The organism is Hymenobacter nitidus (assembly GCF_020447315.1).
GTDB lineage: Bacteria > Bacteroidota > Bacteroidia > Cytophagales > Hymenobacteraceae > Hymenobacter > Hymenobacter nitidus.
Genome location: NZ_JAJADQ010000001.1, coordinates 602047 through 619222, shown reverse-complemented (window position 1 = coordinate 619222; position 17176 = coordinate 602047). Strand labels below are relative to the sequence as shown.

Genomic DNA, 17176 nt, shown 5'->3' with positions numbered 1-17176 from the left:
AGGCTTAGCGCACCACTAGCTTAGTCGATAAGGTCTGTTCGCCGGTAAGCACCTGCACCAGGTAGAGCCCCGGCGCCAATTGAGCGGCTCGGGGCAGCGCCACTGCTTGCCGGCCCGCGGCCAGGCGCGTGCTCGTTGGGGCCAGTACCTCGCGGCCCAGCAGGTCGGTAATGCGAACCTCTACGGCGGCGGGCGCGGGCATCAGCAGCTCCACTGTCGTTTCGGCGGTGGCCGGGTTGGGGAACAGGCGCAGCCCGTAATGCTCGGCCAGGGTGGCCGTACTGGTGATGCTGGCCAGAGCAATGCGGACCTTATCCAGGTACAGGGGGTTGCCCATCTGGCTGGTAAGCTGGAAGCGCAGCAGGAAGTTGGGGCCAATAACGCTGGGCAGCAGGGGAATTTGCAGAGACTTCCAGTCGGTGGCCTGCAGGGGAGTGAAGCCGTTGGAGCGCAGCGTGTCCATGGTATTGAGGGCCGCGCTGGAGAACGTGGGGCCCGCTGTCCACGTGACACCGCAGTTGGTGCTGAACTGCACCTGCAGGGTTTCGGCTACCGGCGTGGGGCGCAGGGCATAGGCCCGGTCGAAGGTCAACACCAAAGGGCTGTTGGTACTAAAGGCGCCCAGGTTAATGTTGGGCGAGGTTAGCCAGGTGACGGTGTTGTTGGCCAGCAGGTTGCTGCGTACCGATACGCAGGCCGCGCCGTCGCTCGACAGCAGGCCTCCGGGGGTATTGGCCCGCCGCTGCCACGCCGCTAACGCCGCGGTGGAAGTCGACGTCGAGGCCCAGTTGCGCAGGTCGGGCACGGCGAAATTGTTGGGGAAGCCTGCATTCTCGAACGACTCCAGCATCGGCGCGGTCAGGCCCGTGTTAGCGCCCGCCACCTGCACCAGCTGCGGCCGGGTGCGCGTGGTGCTGCCGCCGGGGGTGCTCGTCACGGTCAGCGTCACGTCATACTGCCCACCGACGGGGTAGCTCACCAGCGGATTGCGCAGGGTAGAGGTGGCGGGGGAGCCGCCCGGAAAGCTCCAGCTGTAGGTGCGGGTGTCGCCTGGCTGCTCGTTGTAGGAGTAGTCGTTAAAAGTAATGGTGCCGCCCTCACAGATTTTAGAGGCCGAAGGTTCAAACGCCACCACCGGGGCGCAGGGCCCGCCGGTGAAGCCGTCGTTGGTGCCCGTGGCCAGCAGGTTGGCCGGCGTAGTGAGCTGGGCCCGGCAGCTTGTTTGCAGGGAGGCCCGCATCACCGTTTTCTGCCCCGTGGTGAACATGGCCGCGCAATCCGAGTAGTCCATGTAGTTCTGCACATTGGCCAGAATGGGCTGGCCGTTGGCATCGGTGCAGGGCGAGAAGGCCAGGTTGCAGCCGCCCAGGGAGCCGATGGTGTTGGGCGTATCGGCAATGCCGTCGTCGGTGGCGCAGTAGGCCGGCAGCCCAGGGAGGCCGGAGAGGGCGGTGCTCCAGGTGTGAGGCAGGCCGAAGTAGTGGCCAACTTCGTGGGTGAGCGAGCGTAAGGCTTTGCTGGTGCCAAGGGAGGTGCCGATGCTGCCCAAGTTGTCGTGCTTCACCACCACGCCGTCGTTGGGGCCGCCCCAGCAGGGCGAGGTGGCGTAGGCCAGGGCCCCGTTGGCACTGGTACACACCCAAATGTTGAGGTAGCGGCTCTGGTCCCACACAATCAGGCTTTTCACTTGGTTATCGCCGATGTTGGTCAGGGTCGAGTAGGTGCGGGTAATGCCCGAGGTGCAGTTGCCGCTGGGGTCGCGCTTGGCCAGCCGGAACCGAAAGCCCACGTTGGCGTAACGCGCCTGGAACGCGGCAATTACGTTGCTCGTGTCGGCGTTGCGCTTGCTGAAATCTTCGTTCAGGATGCGCATCGCGTCGTTAATCTGAGCGTCGGAGATATTGTTGGCGCCGCCGGTATGGATGACGTGCACCACCACCGGCACCGTGACGTCGGGCAGGGCCTGTAGCCGGGCCGGGTCGGCGCTGAGCTGGGCGGCATTCTGCAGAAATTGCTGGTAGCGCGCCGCCGCGCCGGGCTGCCGCCCGAACTCGGCCTGCTGCACACTGTCGAAAGCGCAGCGGAAGCCTTGGCCCGGCGTGAAGTGGGCCCGCTCGGAGCCAGCCGGGGTTTGCGCCCGTCCCGGCGTGGCCAGGGCACCAACAATACCGGCTGCCAGCAGGGCAAAGCGTAGGAAAAGTAAGTGTTTCAGCATAGCGGGAAGGAAGAAATGGAAAGAAACATAGCCCTGGCGGGTTCACACCCGGCGAGTGTGAATCTAACAAAAGACAATGATATATCATAAAGTATGGCCACGCCTTTACAAATGCTCAACAGAAAGCTCTAGGTCATGACTTTGCCGCCTAACCAGCTGGCATAGGCCATACGTGCCGTGCTGAGAACCGCCCAACTAGGAGGAAAACAGTATAATCATGGCTTCAGCTGGGCAACCTACGCCGGCCGCTGGGGGCGTTTTTCCAGAATCAGGTTGGTGCGGAAGGTGTTCAGGCTTTCCTCCAGACCCACGGGGTACACGTGCGGGTTCAGGAAGCGGCGGATGCTGGGGTCCAAGCTCTGCACCTCGCGCTGGGCGTGGGCCCGGCTTTCCTGCAGGGTGGGTAGCGCGGCCACCAGCTCACCCTGACGGAACACGGGCTCCAGCAGCTCCCGAAACTGGGTGCTGCGGATGGGGCGCCGCCGCGTGGGGTCCACCGGGTCCACGATGGTCAGGTTTTCGGGCAGGGGCTCGGCCGAGTTGTAGAGCATGTCGGCGCGGGGCTGGCCTTTCTCGGTTTCGTAGCGCCGCACCTGCAGAATGCCCGGAATGCTGGTTTTGGCCAACTGCTCCGAGATTTTGACCGTGTATTCCCAGCCCGAATCATCGGCCTTGCGCAGGGCCGCCAGCTTGTACACCCCGCCCAGGGCCGGCTGGTCGTAGGCCGTGACGAGCTTGGTGCCGATGCCCCAGGTATCGATGCGGGCGCCCTGCTGCTTGAGGCTGGTAATCAGGTTTTCGTCGAGGTCGTTGCTGGCCACGATGCGGGTGTTGGGAAAGCCGGCCTCGTTCAGCAGGGCCCGGGCTTCGCGGCTGAGGTAGGCCAAGTCACCGGAGTCGAGGCGGATGCCGCCCAGCTCGTGCCCCTGGGCCCGCATGCGGCGCGCCACGCTGATGGCCCGGCGCACGCCTTCCAGCGTGTCGTAGGTATCGACCAGAAATACCGAGTCGTCGGGAAAAGCGTCGGCGTAGGCTTCAAAAGCCTCTTCTTCCTTCCCAAACGACATCACCCAGCTATGGGCGTGCGTGCCGCGCACCGGAATGCCGAAGCGCTGCCCGGCCAGCATATTGGAGGTGCCATCGGCTCCGCCCAGGTAGGCCGCCCGGCTGGCCCCCAGGCCGCCATCGAAGCCCTGGGCGCGCCGCAGCCCAAACTCAAACACCTGGTCGTCGCCGGCGGCTTCCCGGATGCGGGCCGATTTAGTGGCAATCAGCGTCTGGAAGTTGATGAGCGTCAGCAACGCCGTTTCCAGCAGCTGGGCCTGCAGTAGAGGGCCTTTGATGCGCATCAGGGGCTCGTTGGCAAACACCACGGTACCCTCGGCAATGGCGTCCACGTCGCAGGTGAAGCGTAGCTCACGCAGGTAGTCCAGAAACTCCTGGGGGAACATCGGCGTGCCTTTCGAGCCCTTCAGGCTGCCCAGATATTCCAGGTCCTCGGCCGAAAAGCGCAGGTTGTTCAGCCAGTCGGCGGCGTAGGCCAGGCCCGCGCACACCGCGTAGCCGCCCCCGAAGGGCGGGCGGCGGAAGTACAGGTGAAACACGGCTTCCCGGTCCTGCAGGCCTTGCTTCCAGTAGCCGTAGCTCATCGTAAGCTGGTAGAGGTCGGTGACGAGGCTGAGCGTAGACGAGTACAGGCTGGAGAGCGGGGCGTTTTCCTGGGGGCTGGGCATAGCAAGCGGGGCTAGGGTCGCGAAGAAGGCACAAACTCCGGGGGCCGCAGACCGCGACCCGGCAGAGTGCGCAAAGGTTGGATAAAATCACCACAGTGTACCCCGAACCGGCAGCAGGAGTTGCCGTGCCACAGAAAGCAGGGCCCCAGCGCGGCATCGGCAACGGCAAATGGCCCCTTAATAATTATATATTATTAGCTGATTGAATTTCAATTGATTCATAATGATATTGCATTGGAATTTGAAAAATTCAATTTTTTGTAGCGGGCTTTGCGCTTCTATCACAACCATTTCCCATCACCTATTACCACTTTATGAAAAACCTTTTACCCGCTCTCACGCTGGCACTGGCGGTGGCCCCGGCCATGCAGTCGGTATATGCCCAGCAGGCTACGGCGCCCTGCGGCACCGGTTTGCTGTGCCCCGGCATGGTGCGCCCGACCCTTGCGGCCCGGGCCCTGCCAGCCAAGACAACAAGCCCGGCGCGCGTGTCTGCTACCTGGACGCCAATAGCCAGCCTGAGCCAGAAGCGCGGACAGCACGCCGCCGTAGCCCTCAACGGCAAAATTTACGTGTGGGGCGGCTACGTAGGTAATGCCAACAGCACCTCTGCCGAATTCAACAGCCTGGATATATACAACCCGGCTACTAATACCTGGAGCGCCGGAGCCCCCTTGCCGATTGTGCTGCGCGGCCACGCGCACACCGTCGGGGCCGACGGGCAGATCTACAGCTTCGGCGGGGCCAACCAAGGCGGGACGCTAAGCAGCGGCTACCGCTACAACCCCAATACCAACGTGTGGGTGCCGATTGCCAACATGTTTGTAACCCAGTGGCAAGCGGCGGCCGCAACGGCCCCGGATGGTAAAATCTACGTGTTTGGTGGTACTACCGACAATACGCTGACCCAGATCTACACGCCCGGCACCAACACCTGGACGACCGGCGCGGCCCTGCCCGTTGGCCGCCACGGCCACGTGGCCGTGCTGGATGCCAACGGCCTGATTCACATCATTGGCGGTATTGCCGATTTCAGCTCCACGCCCCTGACTTCGCATCTTATCTACAACCCGTCGACCAACACCTGGACGACGGCGGCGGCGCTGCCCAGCGGCCTGAACCAGCCTGGTGGCACGCTTGGCTCGGATGGCCGGATTTATATCACTGGGGGTAAGGCTGACTACCTGAACAACACCGGCCCGTTCTATAACTCGGTGTACGTCTACAACGTGGCAACCAACACCTGGACCACCGACAACAACCTGCCCATGGCCCTGGCCGAAAACCGCTCGGTAACGGTGGGTTCCGATATCTACACCATTGCCGGCAGCAACGGCGACCAGCTGACAGTGGCCTACAAAGCCTCGCTGGCTAATACCTTCACCTGGACCGGGGCTACCTCGACGGCCTGGAACGTGGGCACCAACTGGACCGGCGGCGTAGTGCCCTCGGCCTCCGACAACGTCGTTATTCCCTCGGGCCTGGGGCGCTACCCCGTGGTAAGCACCAGCACGGCCACGGCCAGCCTGGTAACGGTGAACAGCGGGGCTTCGCTGACCGTCGCCGACGGCGGCATGCTCACGGTGACGGGCAACTTCGTCAACAACGGCACTTTCGCGGCGGCCAACAACGCCACGGTAGCCCTGAGCGGCACTACTGCCCAGGCAATCGGGGGCACCAGCATCACCCAGTTCCGCAACCTGACGGTAGGCTCGGCCGGCGCCACGCTGAGCGGGCAAGTCGAGATTCAGCGCCTTCTGACGCTGAACGGCAACCTGAACACCAACAGCCAGCGCTTCCTGATTTTGTCTAACCACGTGGGCACGGCAATGGTGGTGAACAATGGCAGCGCCGTGGTAAACGGCCGGGCCGTGGTGCAGCGCTACATCGACGTGGCCAGCAATGCGGGCTTCGGCTACCGCCATCTGTCTCCTGCCGTGAGTGGGGCTACACTCAGCAACCTGGCCATCTTCCCGATTTTGCCCGGTGCCCAGGCTCCGGGGCCCTTGCAGGTAAATGCCGACTACAACACGGCCGCCAATCCCGGGCTGGTAACTCCATTTCCAACCGTTTTTCTCTATACCCAAAACCGCGTAGTGGCCCCGGCCTCCGGTGCTGCCAGCTTCGACCAGGGCTGGTTGTCGCCCGCCGATGGTAGCCAAAGCCTGAACGCAACGCAGGGTCTGACCATTAATGAGCCCGCTGGCAACTTTTTCGAGCTGACCGGCACTGCGCTCAACACGGGCACTTACACCCGCACGGGTCTGGCCCGCGGCACCCAGGCCGAAGCCGGCTGGCACCTGGTCGGTAATCCGTACCCGGCGCCTATCGACTGGAACCGCGTGGGCCGCACCGGCATAGATGGGGCGGCCTACGTGTACCGCTCCACGGGTCAATACGACGGTGGCTACACGGCCTACGTCAATGGGGTGGGAAGCAACGTTCTGCCCATGGGCCAGGCCTTCTTCGTGCGCGTAAGCGCCGTGGGCTCCGCTGGTAACCTGACTTTCACCAATGCTGCCCGCGAAACCACGTTCTCCGAGCCAACCTACAGCCGCCCGGCCCAAACCGAAACCCGCCCCCTGGTCCAGCTGACGCTGCAACGCGTGGGCAGCACCAGCGCCACTGGCCAGGACGACTTCTACGTGTATGAGCAAAACGGCGCTACCGCGGGCTTCGACTCGGAGTTTGACGCGCTGAAGGTGCAGCTCAACGGCGGGGAGCAGCCCAGCCTGTACCAGCAGGCCGGCCCCGAGGCACTGGCTATTCAGGGGTTGCCCGCCGGCTCTATGCCCCGCAGCCTGGCGTTGGGCGTCCATGCCGCCGTGGCTGGCGCCTACACCTTTATGCCCACCCAGCTACTGAACTTCGCAGCTACCGAGCCTGTGTGGCTCGAAGACAAGCTCAGCGGCACCTGGCACGACCTGCGCCAGGGCGCCTACACCGCCCAGCTAAGCCAGGGCCTTAGTGCCTCACGCTTCGTGCTGCATCTGCACCAGGCCCGGCCGCTATCCAGCGGCAAAGGCAACGCCTGGGCCGGGGAACTGCAGCTGTATCCTAACCCGGCGGCCAAGGCTCCGGTGACGGTTGTGGCCAGCGGCGTAGCGGGTACCACCGCCGAGCTGGTACTGGTCAACAGCATTGGGCAGCACGTATGGCAGCAAACGGCGGCCGTTAGTGCCCGGGAGCTGCGCACCAGCGTGCCGGTAGCCGATCTGGCCAAAGGCGTCTACACCTTGCAGGTGCGCAGCGCCGCCGGGGTGCTGACCCGCAAGCTGGTGGTGCAGTAGAAGAAAGGTAATCAATAGAAAATACTAGGTCTCACAAGAATGATCAAGCTGTTAATTCGCCGCGGTGCGCTGTGCATCCTATTTCTGGCCGTAACCCAACTGCCGGTACTGGCGCAAGGCCCCGGCACGGGCGGCCCCCGGCCGGGGGCCACCAATGCCCCCATTGATGGCGGGGTTTCCCTGCTGCTGGCTGGGGGCGTGGCCCTGGGCCTGCGTCGTTTGCGGCGGCGCTAGGCATAGTCCCACCGGAAGGCTCCTCCGATTTCCTCATTTCCTACCGCCCGTTGCGCCCTGCGCAGCGGGCGGTATTGTTTTCTGGCGTTGCCAGTACTACCGGTAATAGCTGCCTTGCTACCGGCAGAATGGCTTCCGCAAAACCGAACAGCCGGCGCTCCACTTCCGAACAGGCTGTCCATTTTCGGACAATGTTTTGGTTCCGGGTTTGGTGTTGATGTTGACTTTTTGTGCAGATAATCAACGGGTTATGTGAATGGCACGAGCCTTGGCTATTCCTGTAGGAAACTACCCCTTTCCCGCACGAAAATGGACAGAGCAATTTCTACCGCAACCCAAACCCGCCGTCAGCGCCGGCGCTGGCTGACGGCCGCCGCCGTGGTGGCCCTGGCCGTGGCGGGGCTGCTGGCTTTCCGCTCGGTGCTGCAGCCCAGCGTACACCGCAACCAGATTCTGACGGCCCGCGTCGAAACCGGCGACGTGGAAGCTTCACTCACGGCCTCGGGCCTGATTATTCCGGGCCGTGAAGCCGTTATTACCAGCCCCATTCAAAGCACCATCCGGCGCGTGGCTTTGCAGGTAGGCGAGAAGCTGCAGCCCGGCCAGACCATCGTGGAGCTGGACAAGGAGCTGACCAGCACGGCCCTGGCCAAGCTGCAGGACGAGCAGCAGCAGAACCGCAACAAGAATGGCCAGCTTCAGCTCAGCCTCGAAAAAGCCCTGAACGACCTGGAGTCGCAGGAAAAGGTGCAGCAGGTGAAAGTGCGCAGCCTGCAGTCGACGCTGCGCGACGAGCAGTACCTGCTTAAAATCGGGGGCGGCACGGCCGAGAGTGTGCGCCAGGCCGAGCTGAACCTGAAAGTAGCCCAGCTGGAATTGCAGCGCCTGGGCGAGCAGATCCGGAACCAGCGCGCCGTCAACGCCGCCGACGTGCGCGAGCTGGGCTTCACCATGCAGATTCAGGAGCGCAGCATTACGGAGCTGGCTGGCAAGCTGGCCCAGGCCAACATCAGCAGCCAGCAGCCCGGCGTGCTCACCTGGGTGAATGACAACATCGGGAGCACCGTAAACCAGGGCGACGCGCTGGCTCGCGTGGCCGACCTGAGCAGCTTCCGGGTGCGGGCCACCATTTCCGATACCTACGCCGATGCCCTTCACCTGGGCGACGCGGTGGTGGTGCGCGTGAACAACACCGATTTGCGCGGCACCATCAGCACCATCAGCCCGGCCGTGGACAAGGGCGTGATGACCTTCTACGCCAAGCTCGACGACGACCACAGCCCTGTGTTGCGCGCCAACCTGCGGGCCGACGTGTTTGTGGTAACCAAATCCCAGCACGGAGTAACGCGCGTGAAAAACGGCCCCTTCTACGAGGGCGGCAAAGAGCAGCCCGTGTTTGTGGTGCGCGACGGCAAGGCTGAGCAGCGCACCGTGCGCTTCGGCGACAGCAACTTCGACTACGTGCAGATACTCAGTGGCCTGCAGCCCGGCGACGAAATCGTGCTCAGCGAAATGAAGCAGTACGCCGACACGCCCCTGCTGACCATCAATGACTAAGCCGCCGCGCCATGAAAACAACCTTTTCTTTCCGTGCGGCGCTACTGGCTGGCCTAAGTGGCCTGCTGACGTGCTCCGCGCTGGCCCAGGCCCCGGCCAGTCAGCCCATCAGTCTGCCTGAGGTAATTGAGCTGGCTTTGGCGCAGTCGTCCATTGCCAAGCAGGCCGTGACTAATCGGGAAACCAGCTACTGGCAGTTCCGCACCTACCAGTCGAACTACCGGCCCCAGCTGGCCCTGCAGGGCACGGTGCCCAACTTCCGGCGCGAAATTTCGCCCGTCGTGCAGCCCGACGGCACCACCGGTTTCCGGCCCGTGCGCTACAACAACGCCAACCTGGGCGTCACCCTGACCCAGGCTATCGGGCCTACCGGCGGGCAAATCTACCTGAGCTCGGCCGTGCAGCGCTTCGACGACTTCAACAGCAGTGCGCGCATGTACAATAACCAGCCTTTCGGCATCGGCCTCACCCAGCCCATCGGGCGCTACAACAGCCTGCGCTGGGCCCGCCGGATTGAGCCGCTGCGCTATGAGGAGTCGGGAAGGCAGTACGTGGAGGAGCGCGAAAACATTGCCCAGCGCATTACGGAGCTGTATTTCGATGTGCTCCTGCAGCAGGTGAATGCCGATGTGGCCCGCCAGAACGTGCAGGCCAACGAGCAGATGCTACGCCTGGGCAAGGAGCGGTTTCAGCTGGGCCGCCTCTCGCAGAGCGACCTGCTGCTGCTGGAACTCAACCTGCTTAACTCCCGCAAAGCCCTGGGCCAGGCCCGCCTCGATGCCCAGAATGCCGCCGTGGATTTGCAAAGCTACACCGGCCTGGCCGCCGACGCCCTGCAGCTGGCCGTGCCGGAAGCCACGGCCAACGTCAGCGTGACCAGTGAGCAGGCCCTGGCCCTGGCCCGCCAAAACCGCCGCGAAACCCTGGCCTTCCGCCGCCGCCTGTTGCAGGCCGAGAGCGACGTGGCCCAGGCCAAAGGCACCACCGGCCTGCAGGCCACGCTGGTGGCTAATCTGGGCTACGTGAACAGCGCGTCCAACTTCTGGTCGACCTACAACGACCCGCAGAATCAGCAGCAGGTGAGCCTGGCATTTTCGATGCCGCTGGTGGACTGGGGCCGGCAGAAATCCATCGTTAAAACGGCCGAGCTGAACCGCCAGCAGGTCGAGCAGACGGTGGCTCAGGAGCAGATGACCTTTGAGCAGAGCATCGTGACGCAGGCCGCGCAGCTAAGTAGCCTGCGGGAGCAGCTGGAGCTGTCGGCCCAGGCCGATTCGCTGGCTCAGCGCCGCTACGCCATTGCCCGCGCCACCTACCAGGTCGGCCGCATCAGCCTGACGGATCTGAACATTGCCTTAGCCGAGAAAGACCAGTCCAAGCGCGCCTACATTGCGGCCCTGCGCGCCTGCTGGGTGGCCCACTACCGCCTGCGCGCCCTCACGCTCTACGACTTCGAGCGGCAGCAGCCGCTAGCGGCGAAATAGTGAGTGAGGGTAGGAGGGTAGGAGGGTAGGAGGGCAAGAGGGCAAGAGGGCAAGAGGGTAGGAGGTTTCCTTCGTCTGTCATCCTGAGCGAAGGACCTGCCTCCTCTAAGTGGCAAGCGTGATTAAAAGTCCAAAGCCCTTTACCACCGATGTGGTAAAGGGCTTTGTTGCGTTGATAGTAGGCTTTTTGGGTAGAGCAGGCAAGTCTTTTTCGCAAGCGTACGCCAGATGAAGGATGACAGACGAAATAATTCTTACCCTCCTGCCCTCTTACCCCCTATATCCTCACCACCTCACAATCTCACCGGCTGACTGGTGTTCCAAATGTCCTGGTGCAGCCGCCACTGGCCTTGCTGCTCTTTCCAGACGACGAGGTACTTGCCTTGGTCCAGCGGCTGGCTGTCCTGGCCGAACAGGGTGTAGGTGCCCAGCTCGATGGCCGTATCCTCCAGCTCCTCAATGTCGCGGGTTTTGAGCTTTAGCTGTTTTACGCCCTGGCTCATTGCCTCCTGCCAAAAAGCTTGAATGCCTTCCGGATGTTGAATAGGCTCGTGGTTGGTGGGCAGCAGCACGGCCGTGGGCGTGTAGAGGCTGGCAATGCCGGCGGCGTCGCCTTGGGCGAAGCTGGCTTCAAAGGAGTCGTTGGCGCGCCGGATTTCGTCGCGGATGCTGGTGGCGGTAGTGGGCATAGGAGGTGGGGTTAGGTCGTGAAAGAATAAGCAGACAGAAGATAAGAGTTTTTGTCGCAATAAATCTTTGGCTGCCAGCTGGGTAGCCACTGATGGTAGGCCGCAGACCGGGTAGCAGCAGTATGAAATTTTCATAATCGCACATCCCGACCTCCATTTCCGAACACCCTGTCCGTTTTCGGACAATATTTCAAACACTGAATCTTTGTGGTATGGTTATAACTAACTGAAATACAGCATTTTAAAAAACTGGCACAGCCATTGGCTACATATAGCAGAGCCAGCCCCCACGACGCACAAAAGCGGACACGGACAGCCGGCCTCGCACCAGGAACTTCCTTCGACTCCCAACCGCTCCAACCCATGAACTCCACGACTGCGCCCAACAACCGGTTTGCCTCCCCCGAAATCGGGCTGACCACGGCTCCCGCCACGGCCATGCTCAAGCTGACCGACATCGAGAAGGTGTACCAGACCAAAACCATCGAAACGGTGGCCCTGAACCGCGTGAACCTGACCATCAACAAGGGCGAGTTCGTGTCGATTATGGGGCCGTCGGGCTGCGGCAAGTCTACGCTGCTCAGCATCATGGGCCTGCTCGACGAGCCCAGCTCGGGGCAGGTGGAAATTGCGGGCCGCCCCGTCACGGCCTACTCCGACAAGGAGCTGGCCCACCTGCGCAACCAGAAAATCGGGTTCGTTTTCCAGAGCTACCACCTGATAAACGACCTCTCGGTGCTCGATAACGTGGAGCTGCCGCTGCTCTACCGCAGCAGCGTGAGCGGTAAGGAGCGGCGGCAGCGCGCCCACGCGGCCCTCGATAAAGTGGGCCTGAGTGCCCGCACCAACCACTTCCCCAGCCAGCTTTCGGGCGGGCAGCGCCAGCGCGTGGCCATTGCCCGGGCCCTGGCCGGCAACCCCGAGCTGATTCTGGCCGACGAACCCACCGGCAACCTCGACTCGGTGATGGGCGAGGAAATCATGGACCTGCTCATGGGCCTGAACCGCCACGACGGCGTGACCATCGTGATGGTAACCCACGACGAGCAGCAGGCCCTGAAGACGGAGCGCGTCATCCGCTTCTTCGATGGCAGCCAGGTGAGCTAGGCCGCCCGGCCGCCCCCAACCACTTTCGCACGCATTTTCCCTTCTCAGTACCATGGCAACGCTGCTTTCTCCCTTGTCTCAGCTTTCGGAAACCGACCTTGTGGCCGAGTGCCGCCGCGGCAACCCCCGGGCCCAGAAGGTGCTCTACGACCGGCTGGCGCCCGCCATGCTGGGGGTGTGCCTGCGCTACCTGCGCCACCAGGAAGACGCCGAGGAGGCCCTGGTGCTGGGCTTTGTGAAAGTGTTCCGGGCCCTGGAACAGTACCGCCACGAGGGCAGCTTCCGGGGCTGGGTGCGCCGCATCATGATCAACGAGGCCCTGGGCCAGCTGCGCCGCAAGCAGCCCATGCACGTCGATATCGACGAGTGCCACGATGGGGTAGCTACCCTGGCCGCCACGGCCGAAAGCAACCTCGACACGGCCGACCTGCTGCGCCTGATTCAGGAACTGCCCGCCGGCTACCGCACCGTGTTCAACCTCTACGCCGTGGAGGGCTACAACCACCCCGAAATAGCCGCCCTGCTCGGTATTTCGGAAGGCACGTCCAAGTCGCAGCTCAGCAAGGCCCGGGCCCTGTTGCAGCGCCGGCTGGCCGTGCTTCACCACTCATCTTTTCAGCCCCAGTCTTATGCTGCTTAGCTACTTGAAAATTGCCTGGAAGGTGCTGCTGCGCCGCAAGTTCTTCACCTTCATCAGCCTGTTCGGCATCAGCTTCACGCTCATGGTGCTGCTGGTGGTGGTGGCCCTGTTCGACCACGCCGTGGGGGCCCACGCCCCTGAGTCGCGCCTCGACCGGATGCTGTTCGTGAACTTCGTGCACATCAAGTTCAAGAACAACGGCAACCAGAACTCGCCGCCCAGCTACCACCTGCTCGACCGGTACGTGCGCCCCCTCCGGACCCCGGAAAAGGTGGCCATCTACTCCAACTTTCACTCCACGCCCAGCTATGTGGGCAACGCCCGCATCGACCTCGACCTGAAATACACCGACGAGGTATTCTGGCAGGTGCTCGACTTCACGTTCCGGGAGGGCAAGGCCTTTAGCCAGGCCGATGTGAAAGCCGCCGCCCGCGTGGCCGTTATCAACCGCACTACGGCCCGCAAGTACTTCGGCACCGACAAAGGCGTGGTGGGCCACATCATCGAGGTAAACCAGATCAACTACCGCGTGCTGGGCGTGGTCGACGACGTGCCCGCCATGCGCATCAGCTCCTACGCCGACGTGTGGGTGCCGCTGACCAACAGCCCCACCGACCTGCAGCGCGTGAGCCTCGACGGCGACTTCTCGGCCATTATCCTGGCCAAATCGACGGGCGACATCAAGGCCGTGCAAGCCGAGTTCGACCAAATGGCCAAGCGCATCCCACTGCCCGACCCGAAAGAAATGCTTTACATCAACCTGCACGCCGACTCGTTGCTGGGCTCTTTCTCGCGCCAGATCATGAGCCCGCTCACCGACCGTGACTCCGATGGCCTGAGCATTCTCTACTCTATTCTGGCGGGCCTGGCCCTGCTGTTTATGCTGCTGCCAGCTCTGAACCTGGTCAACATCAACGTGAGCCGCATCATGGAGCGCTCCTCCGAAATCGGGGTGCGCAAGGCCTTCGGCGCCACCGGCGGCACGCTCATTGGGCAGTTTCTGGTCGAAAACGTGTTCCTGACCACCATTGGCGGCCTGCTCGGACTGTTGCTGGCCTACGTGGCCCTGCAGCTTATCGGCGGCTCCCAGATTCTGGCCTACGCCCATTTCGAGCTGAACTGGCGCATTTTCGGCTGGGCCCTGCTCGTGACCTTGTTCTTCGGCGTGCTCTCGGGCGTGTATCCGGCCTTCAAAATGTCGCGCCTGCAGCCCGTGCAGGCCCTGAAAGGCGGCAACTAGTACGGAGCCCCGCTAATTGACGAGAAAGGAAGAACGTCCTGCTGAGCTTGTCGAAGCATGACAGAATAAACCCACTAACAGCCTCCAAACGCCCCATGATACGTCACCTGTTTACCCTGATCTGGAACCGGAAACGTTCTAACTTTTTGCTCATGGCTGAGATTCTGCTCTCGTTTTTCGTGCTCTTCGTCGTGAGCGTGCTGCTGGTGAACAACTACTACAACTACCGCCAGCCCATGGGGTTCCGCTCCGACAACGTGTGGGAGTTCAACATCAATGCCGGGCAGGACACCGTGGCCCGGCGTGCCAAGCTGCGCCTGCTGGTGCAGGAGCTGCAGGCTACGCCCGGTGTAGTGGCCATTACGGGCACCAGCTCCAACACGCCCTTCTCCTTCAGCACCATGAACACCGATGAGTACCGCTACCAAGGCAAGCCGGTAGGCGGCTACACCGACCGCTACGATGCCGACGACGACATGGTGAAGGTGCTGGGCCTGAACGTGGTGGACGGCCGCTGGTTCGACCGGCGCGATGATGCCGCCGGCCGCCGCTTCCCCGTTATTATCAACCAGGCCTTTGCCGAGCGGATGTTCGGCAACGAGGCCGCCGTGGGCAAGGTGCTGACCAACGAGAAGAAGGACGAGGAATGGCACGTGGTGGGCGTGGTGGAAGCCTACCGCTCCGGCAGCGACTTTGCCGCCAACGAGCCGGCCATCTTTCACCGCAAAGTGCTCCAGGATACGTCCCGGTTTGTGCAGCAGCAGGTGCCCGAACTGCTGGTGCGCGTGCAGCCCGGCAGCGGGGCCGTGCTGGAGCAGCAGCTGGTGCGCAAAATCAAGAGTGTAACCAAGGGCTGGAGCGCCAACGTGAATACGCTGGAGGAAAACCGCCGCGACAAAATGAAGTTCCTCGTCACGCCGCTGGCCGCCCTGGGTTTGGTGGGCCTGTTCCTGATTATCAACGTGGCCCTGGGCTTGTTCGGGGTGCTGTGGTACAACATAAGTCAGCGCAAGGCCGAAATCGGGCTGCGTCGGGCCCTGGGCGCCACCGGCAACGGCATCAGCGGGCAGTTTCTGGGCGAAATGCTGGTGGTTACCACCCTGGGCGTACTCGGCGGGCTGGTTCTGGCGGTGCAGTTTCCGCTGCTGGGGGTGTTTGGGGTGGCTTCCCAGATTTACGTGCAGGCCATGGTGCTGGCTACGGTGCTCATCTTCGTGCTCACCGCCATCTGCGCCCTGCAGCCCAGCCGCATTGCCGCCGGCATCCAGCCAGCCGTGTCGTTGCGCGAGGAATAGACCAGAGCGGGAGTAGCAATCATTTCAGATTTCAAAACGATTGCTACTCCCGCTTCACTTGCGGGGCCGCTACGGCCTCGCTGTTCATCATTTTTGCTGGTCCAGCTCGATTTTCTTCGCCGCTTTTCCGTCCTTCGCCGCTACCTATGATTCTTATTGTCGATGATGATCTGGCCGTTCGGGCTTCCCTGGGGCTGCTGCTCAAGCAGGCGGGCTTTGCGGCCAAAGGCGTAGCCACGCCTGAGGAGGCCCTGCAAATCGTGCAGGCCACGCCGCCTGCCCTGATTCTGATGGACATGAACTACTCGCTGGATACTTCCGGCCACGACGGGCTGCACCTGCTGGCCCAGGTGAAAGGCGTGGCCCCGCAGGTGCCCGTGATTCTGATAACCGGCTGGGGCTCCATCACCCTGGCCGTGGAGGGCATCAAGGCCGGGGCCGCCGAGTTTGTGACCAAGCCCTGGAACAACGATTCCCTGCTCCAGACCATCCGCACTATTCTGAGCTTGCAGGAGCGGCCCGCCGAAACCGGCTCTGCCCTCAGCCGCCGCGACCTGGACCGACAGTTCAACTTCCGCTCCATCATCGGGGCCGATGCCCAGCTGCTGCACGTGCTGCGCAACGTGGGCCAGGTGGCCGCCACTGACGCCTCGGTGCTGATAGAAGGCGAGAGCGGCACGGGCAAGGAGCTCATTGCCGAGGCCATTCACCAAAACAGCCACCGCCGCGACAAACCCTTCGTGAAAGTGAACCTGGGTGGCATATCGGCCTCGCTCTTTGAGAGTGAGATGTTCGGGCATCGCCGCGGCGCCTTCACCGATGCCAAAGCCGACCGGGTGGGCCGCTTCGAGCTGGCCAACAAAGGCACCATTTTCCTGGATGAAATCGGGGAGCTGGACCTGGGCAGCCAGGTGAAGCTGCTGCGCGTGCTGCAAGACCGCACCTATGAGGTGCTCGGCGACAGCCGCGCCCGCAGCCTCGACATCCGGGTGATTTGCGCCACCAACCGCAACCTGGCCGAGATGGTGCGCGAGGGCCGCTTCCGCGAAGACCTCTACTACCGCATCAATCTGATAACCGTGCGCCTGCCCGCCCTGCGCGAGCGGCCCGACGACATTCCGCTGCTGGTAAACCACTTCGTGAATAACCTGCGCACCACCTACAACCGGCCCTCCCTGAAAGTGGGCACCCGGGCCCTGCACTGGCTGCGCGAGCTGCCGCTGTCGGGCAACATCCGGGAGCTGAAAAACCTGGTGGAGCGGGCCGTGCTGGTGTCGGGCAAGGATGAGCTAAGCCCCGAAGACTTCCAGGCCCAGTTTACCAAAGCACCCGTGAAGGCGGTGGCACCCGGCGAGCTGCCGCCCGTAGGCTCGATGACCCTGGAAGAAGTCGAGGTGCAGATGATCCGCAAGTCGATGGAGTTCTACGCCGGCAACGTGAGCCGGGTGGCCAAAGCCCTGGGCCTGAGCCGCGGCGCCCTCTACCGCCGCCTGGAGAAGTACGATATTCCGTTTGATGCGGAGAAAAGCTAGGGCTAGAAGTGGGTTAAAATCTGGTTCCCCTCCTCAGATGAAGAGGGGCTAGGGGTGGTTCAATCGATGAACGAGGTATCTTGAGCAACCTACAACTACCTGCTGTGCCAGAACCTATATACAACCGCTCAACTCAAAAAGATAACCGCCAACAGCTACG

12 protein-coding genes are annotated in these 17176 nt (G+C 62.7%); 9 read left to right on the top strand and 3 right to left on the bottom strand.

Annotated features, from left to right (window positions below):
* Positions 1–4 precede the first annotated feature (4 nt).
* Together LGH70_RS02655 and LGH70_RS02650 are read right to left on the bottom strand one after the other, a co-directional pair.
* Complete coding sequence (locus tag LGH70_RS02655; protein ID WP_226182411.1) at positions 5–2215, bottom strand: M43 family zinc metalloprotease; 2211 nt, start codon at positions 2213–2215, stop codon at positions 5–7.
* A gap of 236 nt (positions 2216–2451) precedes the next feature.
* Positions 2452–3948 carry a nicotinate phosphoribosyltransferase gene (locus LGH70_RS02650; RefSeq protein ID WP_226182409.1) on the bottom strand — a complete coding sequence of 499 codons (1497 nt, stop codon included), beginning with the start codon at positions 3946–3948 and terminating at the stop codon, positions 2452–2454.
* A gap of 314 nt (positions 3949–4262) precedes the next feature.
* On the opposite strand from LGH70_RS02650, the gene LGH70_RS02645 reads away from it, so the two are divergent.
* The 4 genes from LGH70_RS02645 (at position 4263) to LGH70_RS02630 (ending at position 10513) form a co-directional block, all read left to right on the top strand.
* Entirely contained in the window at positions 4263–7238 is a 2976-nt protein-coding gene (locus LGH70_RS02645; RefSeq protein ID WP_226182407.1) for a DUF8693 domain-containing protein, read from the top strand.
* A gap of 39 nt (positions 7239–7277) precedes the next feature.
* Complete coding sequence (locus tag LGH70_RS02640; RefSeq protein ID WP_226182405.1) at positions 7278–7472, top strand: PID-CTERM protein-sorting domain-containing protein; 195 nt, start codon at positions 7278–7280, stop codon at positions 7470–7472.
* A 309-nt stretch (positions 7473–7781) separates the two neighbouring features.
* A complete protein-coding gene (locus LGH70_RS02635; RefSeq protein WP_226182403.1) occupies positions 7782–9029 on the top strand; it encodes an efflux RND transporter periplasmic adaptor subunit in 1248 nt (415 codons plus the stop codon).
* Between the two features lie 11 nt (positions 9030–9040).
* Complete coding sequence (locus LGH70_RS02630) at positions 9041–10513, top strand: TolC family protein (RefSeq protein ID WP_226182401.1); 1473 nt, start codon at positions 9041–9043, stop codon at positions 10511–10513.
* 293 nt (positions 10514–10806) lie between these two features.
* On the opposite strand, the gene LGH70_RS02625 is transcribed toward LGH70_RS02630, so the two are convergent.
* Entirely contained in the window at positions 10807–11202 is a 396-nt protein-coding gene (locus tag LGH70_RS02625) for a YybH family protein (protein WP_226182399.1), read from the bottom strand.
* A 438-nt stretch (positions 11203–11640) separates the two neighbouring features.
* On the opposite strand from LGH70_RS02625, the gene LGH70_RS02620 reads away from it, so the two are divergent.
* The 5 genes from LGH70_RS02620 to LGH70_RS02600 all read left to right on the top strand — a co-directional run bounded on the left by LGH70_RS02620 (position 11641) and on the right by LGH70_RS02600 (position 17016).
* Entirely contained in the window at positions 11641–12309 is a 669-nt protein-coding gene (locus tag LGH70_RS02620) for an ABC transporter ATP-binding protein (protein WP_226182678.1), read from the top strand.
* Positions 12310–12361: 52 nt separating this feature from the next.
* Positions 12362–12949 (top strand): RNA polymerase sigma factor, encoded by a 588-nt coding sequence (locus LGH70_RS02615; RefSeq protein ID WP_226182397.1) that lies wholly within the window; start codon positions 12362–12364, stop codon positions 12947–12949.
* Positions 12939–14189 (top strand): ABC transporter permease, encoded by a 1251-nt coding sequence (locus LGH70_RS02610; protein ID WP_226182395.1) that lies wholly within the window; start codon positions 12939–12941, stop codon positions 14187–14189. Before LGH70_RS02615 ends, LGH70_RS02610 begins: the two co-directional genes overlap by 11 nt.
* Positions 14190–14341: 152 nt before the next feature.
* Positions 14342–15484 carry an ABC transporter permease gene (locus tag LGH70_RS02605; RefSeq protein WP_226182393.1) on the top strand — a complete coding sequence of 381 codons (1143 nt, stop codon included), beginning with the start codon at positions 14342–14344 and terminating at the stop codon, positions 15482–15484.
* A gap of 146 nt (positions 15485–15630) precedes the next feature.
* Positions 15631–17016, top strand: a complete 1386-nt coding sequence (locus LGH70_RS02600; protein ID WP_226182391.1) for a sigma-54-dependent transcriptional regulator — start codon at positions 15631–15633, stop codon at positions 17014–17016.
* Positions 17017–17176: the final 160 nt, after the last annotated feature.

Coding starts and splice junctions, on each gene's coding strand:
- LGH70_RS02655 (WP_226182411.1), bottom strand. CDS start 2,215: ATGCTGAAACACTTACTTTTCCTACGCTTTGCCCTGCTGGCAGCCGGT.
- LGH70_RS02650 (WP_226182409.1), bottom strand. CDS start 3,948: ATGCCCAGCCCCCAGGAAAACGCCCCGCTCTCCAGCCTGTACTCGTCT.
- LGH70_RS02645 (WP_226182407.1), top strand. CDS start 4,263: ATGAAAAACCTTTTACCCGCTCTCACGCTGGCACTGGCGGTGGCCCCG.
- LGH70_RS02640 (WP_226182405.1), top strand. CDS start 7,278: ATGATCAAGCTGTTAATTCGCCGCGGTGCGCTGTGCATCCTATTTCTG.
- LGH70_RS02635 (WP_226182403.1), top strand. CDS start 7,782: ATGGACAGAGCAATTTCTACCGCAACCCAAACCCGCCGTCAGCGCCGG.
- LGH70_RS02630 (WP_226182401.1), top strand. CDS start 9,041: ATGAAAACAACCTTTTCTTTCCGTGCGGCGCTACTGGCTGGCCTAAGT.
- LGH70_RS02625 (WP_226182399.1), bottom strand. CDS start 11,202: ATGCCCACTACCGCCACCAGCATCCGCGACGAAATCCGGCGCGCCAAC.
- LGH70_RS02620 (WP_226182678.1), top strand. CDS start 11,641: ATGCTCAAGCTGACCGACATCGAGAAGGTGTACCAGACCAAAACCATC.
- LGH70_RS02615 (WP_226182397.1), top strand. CDS start 12,362: ATGGCAACGCTGCTTTCTCCCTTGTCTCAGCTTTCGGAAACCGACCTT.
- LGH70_RS02610 (WP_226182395.1), top strand. CDS start 12,939: ATGCTGCTTAGCTACTTGAAAATTGCCTGGAAGGTGCTGCTGCGCCGC.
- LGH70_RS02605 (WP_226182393.1), top strand. CDS start 14,342: ATGGCTGAGATTCTGCTCTCGTTTTTCGTGCTCTTCGTCGTGAGCGTG.
- LGH70_RS02600 (WP_226182391.1), top strand. CDS start 15,631: ATGATTCTTATTGTCGATGATGATCTGGCCGTTCGGGCTTCCCTGGGG.